At 61.8% G+C, this 15,491-nt stretch carries 7 protein-coding genes and 1 pseudogene; 5 read left to right on the plus strand and 3 right to left on the minus strand.

Going from position 1 to position 15,491, the window contains the following annotated elements; all coding sequences use genetic code 11:
* Nucleotides 1-13: 13 nt before the first annotated feature.
* Together NGM28_RS24600 and NGM28_RS24605 are read left to right on the plus strand one after the other, a co-directional pair.
* Complete coding sequence (locus NGM28_RS24600; RefSeq protein WP_252091898.1) at nucleotides 14-12,220, plus strand: two-partner secretion domain-containing protein; 12,207 nt, start codon at nucleotides 14-16, stop codon at nucleotides 12,218-12,220.
* A gap of 2 nt (nucleotides 12,221-12,222) precedes the next feature.
* A complete protein-coding gene (locus NGM28_RS24605) occupies nucleotides 12,223-12,684 on the plus strand; it encodes an SMI1/KNR4 family protein (protein WP_252091900.1) in 462 nt (153 codons plus the stop codon).
* Between the two features lie 13 nt (nucleotides 12,685-12,697).
* Here the strand turns inward: NGM28_RS24605 and NGM28_RS28850 are convergent, their stop codons facing one another.
* Nucleotides 12,698-13,090: a helix-turn-helix transcriptional regulator gene (locus NGM28_RS28850; RefSeq protein WP_353620538.1), complete on the minus strand. Its 393-nt coding sequence runs from the start codon at nucleotides 13,088-13,090 to the stop codon at nucleotides 12,698-12,700.
* Here NGM28_RS28850 and NGM28_RS24610 point away from each other — a divergent pair.
* Both NGM28_RS24610 and NGM28_RS24615 read left to right on the plus strand, forming a co-directional pair.
* Nucleotides 13,010-13,180, plus strand: coding sequence for a hypothetical protein (locus NGM28_RS24610; RefSeq protein WP_252091902.1), 171 nt, complete (start codon nucleotides 13,010-13,012; stop codon nucleotides 13,178-13,180). The two genes, NGM28_RS28850 and NGM28_RS24610, sit on opposite strands and share 81 nt — an antisense overlap.
* Before the next feature lie 234 nt (nucleotides 13,181-13,414).
* Nucleotides 13,415-13,762: an immunity 8 family protein gene (locus NGM28_RS24615; RefSeq protein ID WP_252091904.1), complete on the plus strand. Its 348-nt coding sequence runs from the start codon at nucleotides 13,415-13,417 to the stop codon at nucleotides 13,760-13,762.
* Nucleotides 13,763-13,779: 17 nt separating this feature from the next.
* On the opposite strand, the gene NGM28_RS24620 is transcribed toward NGM28_RS24615, so the two are convergent.
* Nucleotides 13,780-14,181: a helix-turn-helix domain-containing protein gene (locus tag NGM28_RS24620; RefSeq protein ID WP_353620539.1), complete on the minus strand. Its 402-nt coding sequence runs from the start codon at nucleotides 14,179-14,181 to the stop codon at nucleotides 13,780-13,782.
* A 340-nt stretch (nucleotides 14,182-14,521) separates the two neighbouring features.
* On the opposite strand from NGM28_RS24620, the gene NGM28_RS29075 reads away from it, so the two are divergent.
* The gene (locus NGM28_RS29075) at nucleotides 14,522-14,773 is read left to right on the plus strand and encodes a DUF8617 domain-containing protein (RefSeq protein WP_502943896.1); all 252 of its coding nucleotides are present in this window, start codon (nucleotides 14,522-14,524) and stop codon (nucleotides 14,771-14,773) included.
* Nucleotides 14,774-14,905: 132 nt separating this feature from the next.
* On the opposite strand, the pseudogene NGM28_RS24625 reads toward NGM28_RS29075, so the two are convergent.
* Nucleotides 14,906-15,491 (minus strand): annotated as a pseudogene (locus NGM28_RS24625) (IS5 family transposase); the annotation flags it as partial.

Here is a 15,491-nt window from a genome sequence, read left to right on the forward strand (position 1 = left end):
CACGAGACCTGACATGGACGTTCGCCTGTTCGCCTTCCTGGCCCGCCAACGCTCGGCTGAAATTCAGCCCCGCGCGCATTTCTGCGGGTTGCCCAAGCGCGGCCTGGCGTTCCTGCTGGCCAACGTCATGTTCTGGCAGCCGTTGTGGGCGCAGGCCGCCGAGGGCATCGCGGTCAGCGGGGCGGGCACCAGCCTGGGGCAGGCGGGCAACGGCGTGCCGATCGTAAACATCGCCACGCCCAACGGCAGCGGGCTGTCGCACAACCAGTTCAGCGACTACAACGTCGGCCAGCAGGGGCTGATCCTCAACAACGCCACCGCGCGCACGCAAGCCACGCAACTGGGTGGCATCATCCTTGGCAACCCGAACCTGCAGGGCCAGGCGGCCAGCACCATCATCAACGAAGTCAATGGCGCCAATGCCAGCCAGCTGCGCGGCTACACCGAAGTGGCCGGGCAATCGGCCAAGGTCATCGTCGCCAACGCCCACGGCATCGCCTGCGATGGTTGCGGTTTCATCAACACGCCACAGGCTACCCTGACCACCGGCAAACCGGTGATCGAGAACGGCCAGTTGAGTCGCTACCAGGTCGATCAGGGCCATATCGCCATTGAAGGGGCGGGGGTCAACGCCAGCAACGTCGACAGCTTCGAGCTGATTGCCCGCAGCACGAAGATCAACGCCGAGATCCAGGCCCGCAACCTGGCCATCGTCGCCGGGCGCAACGATGTCGATGCGCGCACATTGACGGCCACGGCACGTCAGGATGACGGCAGCGTGAAACCGACCCTGGCAATCGACTCCAGCGCATTGGGCGGCATGTATGCCGGTGCGGTCAGGTTGGTGGGCACCGAGGCCGGCGTCGGCGTGCGGCTCGACGGGCGGATGATCGCCAGTGGTGGCGATATCCAATTGGACGCCAATGGCCAGCTGAGCATGGCCCAGGCCAGCGCCGCTGGCGATGTTCGGGTACAGGCGGCTGGTATCGATGCGCAGGGGCCGGTGCATGCCGGGCAAACGTTGCAAATGGATAGCCGTGCCGACCTGGTCAACCGGGCGGGTTTGACCGCCGTGGGCCAGGTGCGACTTGACGCCAGCGGCCAGTTGAGCAACCTGGGAGGGGTCCAGGCGGGTATCAGGGCTGACGGTAGCCGTGCGGCTGACGCCGACCTGAAGATCGACGCGGGCGCGGTGGACAATCACAACCAGCGCCTGATCGCCAGCCGCGACCTGACCCTGACCAGCGCTGACCGGCTGAACAACCAGGGTGGCAGCCTCAGCGCCGGGCGCGACGTCAATATCAAGGCCGTAACGCTGGATAACCGCCAACAAGGCAAGGTTATCGCGGATGGGCGAATGACCCTTGGCGGTGGCCAGCTGTTCAACGGCGACGGTGGCAAGGTCACCAGCCAAGGGGCGCTGAGCGCCACCTGGGCGCTGCTTGACAACCAGTCGGGCGAGTTGTCCGGCTTCGATGCCCTGGCGCTCAACCTGGGCAGCCTGGACAACCGCAATGGGCGGGTCCTGGCCAACCGGGGCATCACTGTCACCAGCCAGGGGCTGGTCGACAACCGGGCCGGCCGGATCGACAGCCAGGGCACGCTCGAGCTGACCGCCCAGGCGCTGGACAACAGCCAGGGTGGCCTTGCCCGTGGCCAGACGCTGGATCTGGCCATCACGCAGGCCGTGGACAATCGCCAGGGTACCCTGGCTGCGGGCAAGGTGCTGACGCTCAAGGCCGCCAGCCTTGACAACCGCGAACAAGGAAAGCTGCTCAGCGATGGCACGTTGACCACCGGGATCACCGGGCTGCTGGATAACCAGGGCCAGGGCCTGGCAAGCGGCCAGGGCGCCACCCGCATCGAGGCGGGGCGGGTGGACAATCGTGGTGGCCGGCTGGTGGGCAAGGACCTGCTGACCCTTGAGGGCCAGCACTGGGACAACCGCGGCGGCAAGATCGAGGCGACCGGTGCGCTGACACTGACGGTCGACAACCTCGACAACCGCGATCAGGGCCTGGTCAGTGGCCAGGCCTGGGTGCGCTACAACGGCAACGAACTGCTCAACCAGCTCGGTATATTCGGCGCGCGGGGCAACCTGACGCTTGTGGCCGCACACCTGAACAACAGCGGTGGCAGCCTGACCAGTGGTGGTGATCTCGATGGCCGGGTCGCGCGCGTGGAGCAGCTTGGCGGCAAGCTATCCGCCGACGGCGAGCTGACCCTGCGCGGCAGCTCGCTGGTCAACCGCCAGGGGGCCGTGGTGGGCGCCGGGCAGGGCATGCGCCTGACCGTGGGCAACGTCGACAACCGCGGTGGGGAACTGTCCACGGCCAAGGCGCTCAGCCTCACCGGTGAGCATCTGGACAACAGCGCTGGGCAGGTACTGGCCGACACGGCGCTGACGCTCACGGTGGCTGAGGTCATCAACCGGGCCCAGGGCCTGCTGCGTGGCAAAGGGCAACTGACCCTCGACGGCCAGACCCTGGATAACCGTGACGGGCGTCTTTCCGGCGAGCAGGGGGCTCGCCTGCGCCTGGGCCAGGCGCTGAGCAACGGCAAGGGCCTGCTGACCAGCGAGGGTGACCTGGATATTGGCGCCGCCAGTCTCGACAACACCGACGGCGAGCTGACCAGCGCCGGGACGCTGACCCTGGCCACCACGGGCGAGGTCGGTAACCTGCGAGGTTCGGTCACCGCTGATGGCACCCTCGACCTGCGCAGCGCGAGCCTGGACAACCGCGCTGGCGAGATCGGCAGCCAGGGCGTGATCGACATCGTCACCGGCGCACTGGACAACCGTGACAACGGGCATGTCGTTGGCAACGACCGCCTGACCATCAAGGCCGGCCAGGTCAGCAATGCCGGCCGCGACAGCCGTATCGACAGCGATGGCGCAATGGTTCTCACCGCCAGCGGCCTCGACCAGCAGGCAGGGCGCCTGCTGAGCAAGACCTCGATCACCCTTGACCTCGGCCAGGGCACGTTGACCAATCATGGCCTGGTCAAGGCGCCGACCCTGGTGCTGAACAACCTCGGCAAGGTGGATAACCAGCACGGTGAAATAACCAGCCCGCAAGGCTTCACGCTGGCGGCCACGTCGTTGGACAACCAACAAGGCCGGCTGCTCAGCGAACAAGCACTGATCGTGCGTATCGCCCAGGCAGTGGCCAACACCAAGGGCCTGATTTCGGCCAAGGGCCTCGACCTGCAGGCCGCCAGCCTGGACAACCACGAGGGTATCGCCAGCAGCCGTGCCAGCCTGGTTCTGACCATCGACCAGCGCCTGGACAACCGCCAGGGCACACTGGTTGGCGATACTTCGGGCCACCTGAGCGCCAAGACCCTGGACAATGCCAAGGGCAAGATTTCCGGCAAGGGTTTTTTGCAGATCGAGGCGGACACCCTGGTGAATGCCGCAGGCTCGCTGGTCGGCCTGGAGCAACTACGGATCAAGGGCACCCAGCTGGACAATCGCGAGGCGGGCCTGCTCGGTAGCAACGGGGCGATGACCCTGGACGTCGACCAGGTCGATAACCGTGGTGGCGAAATTTCTGGCAAGGCTGCCGTCAGCGTGACCGGCACGCAGCTGGAAAACAGCGACGGCGGGCAACTGGTTGCCGGCACCGGGCTGACCCTGGCCCTGCAGCAACTGCTCAATCGCCGCGATGGGCGTATCGAGGCCCAGACCGGCCTGACCCTGACCGGCCAGACGCTGGACAACGACGGTGGCCACCTGGCCAGCCAGCAGGACCTGGCACTGACCCTGACCGGCGCGGCACTCAACCGCCTGGGCCTGATCAGCGCCGAGGGCCAGCTGACGTTGAAGGCACTGCGGTTGGACAACGACACGGGCAATCTGTCCAGCGCCGGGAGCTTGCGGCTGACTACCGAGGATGACCTGAGCAACAAAGGCGGCAAGCTGCTGAGCGACAGCGGCATCACCCTCACCAGTGCCAGCTTCGACAACACCGACAAGGGCGTACTGTCCGGCAAGGGCGCGCTGCGCCTGACCACCGGGCACCTGGACAACAGTCGCCAGGGCAGCATCGGTGGCGACAGCACGCTGGTGCTCCAGGCCGGGCAGCTGGATAACCGCGACGGCGGCCGTGTAGGCAGCCATGAGGCATTCACGGCCACGGTCACCGGCCTCGACCAGCAAGGCGGCAAGCTGTTCAGCGACCGATCGGTCCACCTTGACCTGGGCCACGGCCACCTGGACAACCGCGGCGGCTTGATCAATGCCCCGTTGCTGGTGCTGGACAACCTCAAGACGGTGGCCAACCAGGCGGGTGAGATCTCCAGCGACCAGGCCTTCACCCTGACTGCCGAGCAATTGGACAACAATGATGGCCGCCTGCTCGGCAACCAGGGCCTGCTGCTGCGCGTGAGCCAGCGCCTGGACAACCTCAAGGGCCTGATCGGCGCCCATTCGCTGGAGGTCCACGCCGGCGTGCTGGACAACAGCGGCGGTACCCTGAACAGCCAGAGCGGCATGACCCTGACCGTCGATGGCCTGCTGCGCAACCGTGGCCTGGTCGAGGCCAGGGACGCGTTGACCCTGGCCAGCCTGGGCCTCGACAACCAGGGCGGCAAGCTGCTCGGCAGTGCCATCGCCCTGGACCTGGGGGGCGCTGGCCTCGATAACGGCAAGGGCTTGATCAGTACCGCCGGCCAGTTGACCCTCGACCACCTGGGGATGCTCGACAACCAGGCGGGCGAACTCTCCACCGCCCAGGGGTTGCGGTTCGACGCGACTGGGGTGGACAACCGTGGCGGCAAGCTGATCAGTGAACAGAAGCTGATCCTGAACAGTGGCGTCATCGATAACCAAGGTGGCTTGATATCCGGCTGGCAGGGGCTGAAGGTGATCGGCCAGAGCCTCGACAACCGCCAGCAGGGCACCCTGTCGAGCCGTTTCGGCGCCGTGCAGGCTGACGTCACCGGCGCCTTGCGCAACAGTGCTGGCGGTGCCCTGGTCGCCCAGCAACGCCTGGACGTGACTGCGGCCAGCCTGGACAACAGCGCCAAGGGCGTGTTGTCCAGTGCGGGGGCTCAGCATTTGACGGTCGGCGGTACTCTGGACAACCGCGACGGTGGCTTGATCGACGCGGGCGAGCGCCTCGACATCGACACCCAGGCCCTCGACAACCGCGGTGGGCGCGTGGCGTCCCGCCAGGCGCTGAGCCTGACCGGTGCGAGCCTGGACAACAGCGACGGCAGCCTGGCCACCGAGGATGCCCTCACCCTCGACCTGCTGGGCGACCTGCTCAATCGGCGGGGCAAGCTGTACAGCGGCAAGGCGCTGCTGGTCCAGCGCGCCAGCCTGGTCGACAACCAGGGTGGCCAGGTCGCCAGCCAGGGCCTGCTCAAGCTGATCGCCACCCGCGTCGACAACAGCCTGCGCGGCACCCTGGCCGCCAATGGCCAGCTTGTGGTCAACAGCACAGGGGTGTTGAGCAATGCGGGCGACGGCCTGATCTACAGCCAGCAGGGCGACGTGAGCCTGCAAGCGGCGAGCCTTGGCAACAGCAAGGGTACCGTCCAGGCCAAGGGCGCGATCAACGTCCAGGCCTCGGCCGACGTCGATAACCAGGGCGGCAAGCTGATCGCCCAGGACGGTGCGCTCGATGTGGCGGCCGCCAGCATCGACAACCGTGGCGGCATCCTGGCCAGCCTCAAGCAGTCGCTCGGCGTGCGCACCACTGGCGTGTTGCGCAACGGCAGTGATGCCAATGGCCAGCGCGGCACCCTCCAGGCCTTGAGCCTCGACCTGCAGAGCGCCATGCTGGACAACCACGGTGGGCGGATGGCCGCGACCAGCGGTGATGCGCTGATCCGCACCGGGGAGCTGGACAACCGCGACGGTGCTCTCTCTGCCGGCGGCCTGCTCAAGCTTGATGGCGCCAGCCTGCGAAACGGTGGGGACGCGCGTGGCGAGATGCTCGGCCAACGCATCGAGATGGTGCTGAGCGGCGCCCTGGACAACCGCGGCGGCATCATCGAAAGCGCCAGCACCCTCGACATCACTGCGGCGAGCCTGGACAACCGGCAGGGCCAGCTACGTGCCCTGGGCGGTGCCGACACCAGCCGTTTCCAGATCGGCGGGGTGCTGGACAACCGTGACGGCAAGCTGGAAACCGCCAACCGCAATCTTGCGTTGGCAGCCGGTGACCTGCTCAACGCCAATGGCACGATCCTGCATGTAGGCCTCGGCGACTTTGGCATCAGCAGCCAGCAGGTGATGGCGGCGGGTGGCAGGCTGTCGACCCGCGGCACGTTGACCCTCAACGCCGACAGCTGGACCAACAGCAGTGTGCTGCAGGCCGGCACGCTCAAGCTCAATGTCGGCACTTTCAACCAGACCGCCAGTGGGCAACTGCTGGCGACGAATGCGCTGATCGGCACTGGCGGCAACTGGCACAACGATGGGCTGATTGCCAGCGATGGCAGCTTCAACCTGACGCTGAGTGGGCGCTACGCTGGCGACGGCCGCCTGGCCAGCCTGGCCGGCATGACCCTGTCCGCGGCACAGATGAACCTGGGCAGTGCCGGCAGCATCGCTGGCGGCGGCAATGTCGGGATCGATATCGCCGACCAACTGCTCAATGAGGGGCGTCTGTCGGCGGCCTCCGACCTGACGCTGCGCGCGGCAGGCATCACCAACCATGGTGCCATCGCGGCGTCCCGTGACCTGGCGTTGACGGCCGACACGGTGCTCAACGAGCAGGCCGCCGATGGCAGCCGCGGCTTCCTGTTCAGTGGCCGCGACATGGCCATCCGTGCCGGTGATTTCACCAACCGCTACGCGGATGTCTACAGCCTGGGCAACCTGCTGGTGGCCGGCGTCGCCCCAGGTAGCGCCGCGGCCAAGGTGCTGAACAGCTCGGGTACCATCGAGGCGGGTGTCGACATCGACCTGCAAGCGTCCAGTTTCGTCAACGAGCGCAACAAGTTCCGTGCGACCGAGTCCATCACCGGCGGCTACATGACCATCTGGTGCGTCCAGCACTGTGGCAGCTCGGGATGGGTGAGAGGGCCGGTATTCGTCTACAAGACGGAGTCGACCGTTATCCACGAAAACTCGCCCATGGCCACGCTGGTGGCTGGCCATGACCTGGACTTCAACGGTGGCACCTTCAGCAACTCGCGCAGTGTCGTTTCTGCGGGTAACGATCTCACCCTGACGGCCGGCACCATCACCAACGAAGGGACTCGATCCAGTTCGGGCACGTCCAAGAGAGAGATCGGCGCCGGTTCGAAGATCCCGAGCAGATACTTCAATCAACTGATTGCCGAGGTGGATGCCTACAATCAGGCCCACCCGCAATCCGGCCCCTTCGACGAGGCGGCCTTCAAGGCGTTGCTCGCAAAGTTCGACGTGGCGTATTTCTACGACCGGGACAAGGAGTCCACCCTCCAGAACGATGGCCAGTTCATCGCCCCCGCGATCATCCAGGCGGGCGGGATGGCGAAGCTCAACGCCACCTATGACATCAACAACGTAGTGGTGCAGCACGCATCCTCGAGCCTCAGCAACAAAGCGTTCAATACCCAGGTTTCCAGTGCCACGCCGCCGACGGTGGTCCGGCTCAATGCCCAGTTACCACCCGACCTGGCGCACAAGCAGGTCGATCCGACCGCGCTGCCGGGCTTCAGCCTGCCGGTCGGCCAGAACGGCCTGTTTCGCCTGAGTGGGCAAGGCAACAACACGGCTAATGGCCTGGCGCCGCAATGGACGCTGGGCAACGCCAGCCTGGCTGTTACCCAGCGCCAGGCGCTGGCCGGCAGCCATACGGGCTCGCTGCAGGCGCTGGACGCCACCACTTCCACGCTGAGCGAGCAGCAGATCGACCGCGTTGCCCACCTAGGCTCGGCGCCTGTGGGCAAGGCCAGCGCCATTGGCGTCTATGCCCCCGTCGGCACAGCCGTGGACGCCACGCAGGGGCGTGGCAGCGAGCCGCTGGTCGGCACGCCGCCGCAGGTCCCTGGCATCACGCGCATGCCGGACACCCAGTACACCAGCCAGCCGCACAAGTACCTGATCGAGACCAACCCGGTGCTGACCGAACTCAAGCAGTTCATGAGCTCCGACTACCTGCTCGGCAACCTGGGGTACGACCCGGACAAGAGCTGGAAGCGCCTCGGTGACGGCTTCTACGAGCAGCGCCTGATCCAGCAGGCGGTGGTGGCGCGCACCGGCCAGCAGTTTATCGATGGCCAGACCTCGGGCGAGCAGCTGTACAAGCAGCTGATGGACAATGCCGTGCGCAGCAAGACCGAGCTCAACCTGAGCCTGGGTGTCGGCCTGACCTCGGCCCAGGTCGCGGCGCTGACCCATGACATCGTCTGGCTCGAAGAGCGCGAGTTCGGCGGCGAGAAAGTCCTGGCGCCGGTGCTGTACCTGGCCCACGCCAACAACCGCCTGGGCCCGGACGGCGCGCTGATCGCCGGCCAGGACATGCAACTGCTCGCCGGCCGCAACCTCGACAACGTCGGCACCCTGCACGCCACGCGGGGCCTGTCCGCCGTGGTGGGCAACGACCTGGAAAACGCCGGCCTGATCGAGTCGGGCGGTCGTCTCGACCTGCTGGCAGGCAACAATATGGTCAACCACGCGGGTGGCATCATCACCGGGCGCGACGTCAGCGTGACGACCCTCAGTGGCGATCTCATCAACCAGCGCGACCGTACGCGCATCACGCACGACTACGGTGTCTATCAGCAGCAGAGCGACTACCTCGACAGCGCCGCGCGTATCGAGGCCGGTAACGACCTGCTGGTGAATGTCGGCCGCGACCTGCTCAACGGCGGGTCGGTCCTGCAGGCCGGGCGCGACGTTAATGTCAGTGCCGGCCGCGATATCGTGATCAGCGCGACCGAGCGCGCCGACCACCTGGAGAAGAATGGCCGGCAGCTCAATGGCACCGTGCGCCAGTCCGTTTCGCAACTGGGCGCGGGCCGTGACGTCACCCTGAAGGCTGGCCGGGACTTCGCCGCGATTGCCGGTGAAATCGAGGCCAAGCGCGATATCGCCATCGACGCGGCGGGCGACATGACCCTGGCTTCCGCCGCCGACGAGGACCACTTCTACTCCAAGAGCAAGAAACTGACGATCCAGGAGGATCATGTCCGCCAGGTGGGCACCCAACTGATCGCGGGTGGCGATGTGTCGCTGAGGACCGGTGAGGACATGAAGCTGGTGTCCAGCAGCGTCACTGCCGGTGATGCAGCCTATCTCTATGCCGGCGGCGATATCGAATTGCTGGCCGAGACCGACAGCGACTATTCGCTGTACGACAAGAAGAGCAAGGGTAGCTGGGGCAAGAAGAAGACCCAGCGCGACGAAGTGACCGACGTGCGCCACGTCGGCAGCGAGATCACTACGGGAGGCGACCTGACGCTGGAGAGCGGCGGTGACCAGCGCTACCAGGCGGCCAAGCTGGAGAGTGGCAAGGACCTGACCTTGGAGAGTGGCGGGGAGATCGCCTTCGAAGGGGTGAAGGACCTGCATCAGGAGAGCCACGCCAAGAGCAGCAGCAGCCTGGCCTGGAACAGTGCAAAAGGCAAGGGCAGTACCGATGAGACACTACGCCAGAGCCAATTACTGGCCAATGGCGAGATGGTGCTCAAGGCCGCTGATGGCGTGAAGGTCGACCTCAAGCATATCGATCAACAGTCCGTGGCTCAGACCATCGACGCGATGGTCCAGGCTGACCCTCAGCTGGCATGGCTCAAGGAAGCCGAGAAGCGCGGCGATGTGGATTGGCGCCGCGTCCAGGAGGTTCACGACAGCTACAAGTACAGCCACTCTGGGCTTGGCCAGGGGGCCATGCTGGCGATCATCATCATCGTCACGGTGCTTACCGCCGGTGCGGCAAGTAGCGCAGTCGGTACCGCCTTCGCTGGCGCGGGCTCCGCAGGCAGTGGCACGGTCATGGCGGCAGGCGGCATCTCCACCGTTGGCGCGTCAACCGGAACCTTTGTTGCTGCTGGCTGGGGCAATGCGATGGTGACGGCGGGCCTGACCTCCATGGCCAGTACCAGTGCAGTCAGCGCCATCAACAACCGTGGCGACTTGGGCGCGGTGTTGAAGGAGGTCACTTCGTCCGACAACCTCAAAGGGTATGCCGTCGGCGCGATTACTGCGGGAATCACCTCAGGCTACCTCAATGACGCATTCGGCATTTCAGCCGAGAACCTGAGTAAACCCACCTTTGGCTTTAACCTGGGCACGCTCTCCGGCCTCGGCAAATTTGCCGGTTATACAGGCTCCCAGGCAGTGGTAGGTGCAGTGGCCAAGTCCGCGCTGGAGGGTGGCCACCTGGGGCGCAACCTCAGCGATGCAGGCAAGAACTTTGTCGGCAATGCGCTGGCGGCCGCGATCTACAAGCAACTGGGCGATCAGCTGAACTTCGCAGGCCTGCCAACCAAGACCGCGGCGCATGCCCTTGTCGGCGGGTTGCTAGCCGAGGCCGCAGGCGGTGATTTCCGCTCAGGCGCCATCGCGGCGGGGGCGAACGAAGCCTTTGTCGCCACGGTTGGAGAGCGAATTTTCCCTGGGGATACGCATGCGCAGTTGCTGAGCATGACCTCACAGTTGCTGGGCTTGACGGTAGCGGCAGGCCTGGGGGCAGATGAGAAAGGTCAGCAGGTGGCAGGTTGGGTGGCGCAGAACGCTACCCAGTACAACAACCTCGATCACCCCACCGCTGAGCGCATGCTGGGTGAATTGAAGGAATGCCGCGCCACCCACCAGTGCACCGGCGCCAAGATCCAGGACATCCTGGATCGCTACGAAGGCCTCTCCATTGCCCGAGCGAAGGCGATGAACGCTTGCGGCACTCGCGAGTGCTCTCAGGCCGTGGCCGACAGTGCGGTCGCGATCGACAGCCCGGTCGCCAAGGAACTGATCGCCTTCTTCAAGAATACGGGCTACGACACGGTCGGTTTGCTCAACGGCAACCCAGGGCAACACATGGTGCCGTCGATGAACCCGGCTGGCACCGGTGGGCTGTTCGTGTCTGACAAGCAGCTGCTCTTTGCCAAGTTCGTCAAGGAGGGCTGGCTGACACCGGCTGAGCAGTCGAAGCTTGGGCAGTGGTCCACGGAGACCTCCTGGCTTGATCGTGCGGTCGGCCGGCAGTTGACGATCCAGGAAAAGGCCACGTTGATCACCGAACTTGGCACGACCGGGGCACTGGCCATCATGGCCGGTGGCCGTGGTGGGGTTGCCGCGAGCGGGGCCGGCAATGGCAAGGCTGGAGGTGGCAAGGTCGGCCCGGGCGAGGGGGCGAAGGTGCCGCCATGTCCGCGCTGTTTCGCAGCCGGTACGCAGGTGGCGACCCCTGATGGCGACCGTGCGATCGAAACGCTCAAGGTTGGCGACGTGGTGTGGAGCAAGCCAGAGCATGGCGGCAAGCCTTTTGCCGCGGCGATCACAGCGACCCACGTGCGCGATGACCAGCCGATCTACCGTCTGACCCTGGAAAACATCCATTCCGACGGCGAAGTCAGGTCCGAGACTCTACTGGTGACGCCGAGCCACCCCTTCTATGTACCGGCCAAGCATGACTTCGTGCCGATGGGGGAGCTCAGGCCTGGGGACCTGCTGCAGTCGCTGGCGGATGGCGAGGGTGAAGGCACGTCGATCCGCGTGGTTTCGGCACGGCTCTACAAATCGGTTGGGAAGACGTATAACCTGACGGTGGATGTGGGGCATACATTCTATGTGGGTGAATTGCGCACGTGGGTGCACAATACTGGTGGGCCATGTGATATCACAGGGAATAGTGCCAATGGTGCAAAAGGCGCAGGCAGTGCTACGGAAGCGGATTCCGTTTTTACTCAGCAGCGTGATTTTTGGTCAAAAGATCCCATTCAGTTTAGTGGGAATAAGGTCTATCAGCGGAATGACTTATTTGATCCAAACTTGAAAACTCGCTGGCGTGAGGGTGGCAAGGTCATAACAGGTACTAACGCTGAACGTATGGCCTCTGGTCGAGCACCCATCGGTGTGGATGGAAAGTCAGTGAACCTACACCACATGACACAAACACAGTCAGGACCTATTGCAGAAATGACCCAGACCTTTCACCAGTCCAATAGTGCAACTATTCACATTAACCCTAATACAATTCCATCTGGTATTGATCGGGCTGCTTTTGATAAGTGGAAGGTGCAGTACTGGCGGCAACGATCCACGGACTTCAGGAATTGAGTATGAGCAAAGTTACGGCGCAAAAAGTTAGAGATTTAGTGTCATCGCATCCTGGTGTCGTATGCTTCGGTAATGAGGCCGATCAGGTGGGTGACGACTGGATTAAGAAGGCGGAGCAGAGGCTAGGGCTTGAGCTGCCAAGGTCGTATAAGTGGTTTTTAAAGACGTATGCGGGTGGAGAGATTGGTACTGAGGAAGTTTACAGTATCTATGGTGTGGACTTTGAGGGTGTCAATGGAGGAGATATTGTCTATCAACATATCGTGGGCATGAAAGATAATTTGGTGGATTGCAAAAGTCTTGTGATTAGTGAGACTGATGTGGGGGAGGTCTTTTTCTTTGATTACTCAAGATTTAAAGATGGCGAGTGCCCAGTGAGTCTTCGTCTTCCGTCTGGTGAGAGGGTTAATTACGCTTCAGATTTTTATGAGTTTTTATATAAGCGAATTTTAGCTCATATTTGATATGATACCCTCATTAAGCACCGGCTTCGTGCCGGTGTTGTTTTATCTGCTTGCTGCAAAATCCCCCTTCCTTCACGGTTCGCTTTAGTCGTGGCCTGAGCGAGCGGGGCATCGAGCATCTGCGCAACAAATTTCTGCTGGCTCTTGGGCTCTTGGGCAGTTGGTCGATGGCTTTCAATTGTTGCTGCCATTTCGGAGCCGGGCCCCGTTTACGCACAGTGGTTTCCTGCTGCTGACCAAACAGCTCTTCAAGTGTGGTCGAAAGCAGCCGGGCCAGCTCTGGCAACGCCGCTACCTGAATCCGCCACCTACCGGACTCATAGGCTTGGATGGTCTGCTGGGACACGCCCAGCCGTTCGGCCAGTTGAGTTTGGGTGATGCTGTGTTCTTTGCGCAGGCGGGCAATGCGTTCGCCCAGGGCAATGAAAAAATCACGTTCTTGAGGGGTAAAGGAGACGTAGGGGGTAAAGGGGGCGGATTTATTTTACTACTCTAATTTTTGCTCTTGTGGCTTAGGGAAGAATGAGTGATTGTGCTGGGTCGTATACGAGTTTTTTGTGGGTCAACGGCAGACGTATTGAGCGGAGGAAGCGGGGCGGGTCGAAATTAGAGTATATAAATAAATCTGTCCCCGTTTTTCGAGTTTTGAAACATACAAAATCAATCCGGCAACAGGCCGGCGCGTAAAAGTAAGTAACGGCTATCTGAATGTGGCTGGCTAGGAGGAATGATGCGTGCTGTTGTAAAAGGTATTTCTAATGATATTTTTGATGTCGAGACCTACGTTCCCAAGAATCTAGACAGCTTTTCTTTAAGTCTTCGTATTCGAATTGGGCTTGATTGTACGCAAGGGGCAGATGATTTTGAGCTTTTCATCTGCAATCCAAAGTGGTTGGAAGAGACAATGTGGGAGCCTCGTTGGGGGGGAGGCCTATTAATTGTTCGGGAATATGATTTTTCGACTATTAATGGATTGATTCATGAGTATGTTAATCGCTGCGAGGGGGATAGCTGGGAAGCTATCGTGATAAAGCTGGGGAAGGTGTTTTCCTGGGAGTTTGATGATTACCAATCCTAATCAATAGGATTATTTATCTAACGCCGGCCTCGTGCCGGTGTTGTTTTATCTGCTTGCTGCAAAATCTCCCTTCCTTCGCTGCTCGCTTTGGTCGTGGCCTGAGCGATTAGGGCATCGAGCATCTGCGCAACAAATTTCTGCTGGCTCTTGGGCAGTTGGTCGATGGCTTCCAATTGTTGCTGCCATTTCGGAGCCGGGCCACGCTTACGCACAGTGGTTTCCTGCTGCTGACCAAACAGCTCTTCAAGTGTGGTCGAAAGCAGCCGGGCCAGCTCTGGCAACGCCGCTACCTGAATCCGCCGCCTACCGGACTCATAGGCTTGGATGGTCTGCTGGGACACGCCCAAGCGTTCGGCCAGTTGAGTTTGGGTGATGCTGTGTTCTTTGCGCAGGCGGGCAATGCGTTCGCCCAGGGCAATGAAAAAATCACGTTCTTGAGGGGTAAAGGAGACGTAGGGGGTAAAGGGGACGAATTTATTTTCCTACTCTAATTTTTGCTCTTGTAGCTAAAAAAAGCGAGTGATTGTGCTGGGTCGTATACGAATTTTCGAGGGTCAACGGCAGACGTATTGAGCGGAGGAAGCCGGGTGGGTCGAAAATTAGAGTAGATGAAGTAAATCTGTGCCCATTTTTCCTCCCATTTTTCCTGGCCGTACGCATGTGGAGTAAGTCGGAAGGGAAAGAAATCAAGACACTGTTGTTCCAGTGTAGTGATGGTACAATCACGCGCTTCGATAGGCCAGTCAGCGAGAAATGAAAATGCCGAAATATTTGTGCAGGTGTGGGTATGTAATGAATTTGTCACATGGGTGGTCAGACCACGAGATGACACTGATTCCTGAGTCTGTTATCGAGGCGGTTGGAGAACGTTTGGATGTCGAGTCAATGTCCTCGGATAAGTTTTATGAGGCAATTGATTCTAGGGCTGTTACGGTTTATCGTTGTCCCCAGTGCAAGCGACTCCATCTGGAAGAAGGTGAAAATCAATTTACAGTTTATGTAGTTGAGTAATGAAAATATCGAAGAGGTTGTACGATATTTTTTTAATCTGATTTCTGCTGGTGCCTGGTCAGGATGGCAGCGAAATCAGGCCCCTATTAGAGAGAATGTAGAGCGCTGAACCGGAGGCATCGAAATCAGAGTCTAGGCTCTGTACGAAAAGAGATGTCGCAAACACCGCATGGAGCAAGCCAGTGAGACCATCGCGGCATAACTTTTCGCGAGCTTGTCGAAGCGGGTCACTATCCGGCGGTTCTCTTTCAGCCAGCCAAACATGCGCTCGATGATGTTGCGCTGTCGGTATTTGGGCCGGTCAAACAGTCTTGGTAAGCCAGGCTTGGGCTTGCGCTTCATCGAGCGCAACGGGATGACGGGTTGCATTCGATATTGATCGCAGTAGCGGCGTAGTGCTTCGGCGTCGTAACCCTTGTCGGCGAGCAGCCATTTGCAGCGCTTGCGCGGGCGGCCACGTTGGGTCGATGGAATGCTGACCTCGTCCAACAATGGTTGTGCGTAGCTGATGTCACAGGCTTGACCGCCAGAGAGGAGAAAGCGCAGCGGTGTTCCGTTGGCGTCGCAAAGCATGTGGATTTTGGTAGTCAGGCCGCCGCGACTGCGACCTAGAGCATGATCGGCAGGCTCGTCAGGCCCCCTTTTTTCCCGGCGCCAGATGAGGCTCGGGTTGCGCGTACTGCGGTTGAGTCGATCATCCAGGTTTGCAGATCGATCG

This window comes from Pseudomonas sp. MWU13-3659 (assembly GCF_023757525.1).
In the GTDB taxonomy this organism is placed as follows: Bacteria; Pseudomonadota; Gammaproteobacteria; order Pseudomonadales; family Pseudomonadaceae; genus Aquipseudomonas; species Aquipseudomonas entomophila_E.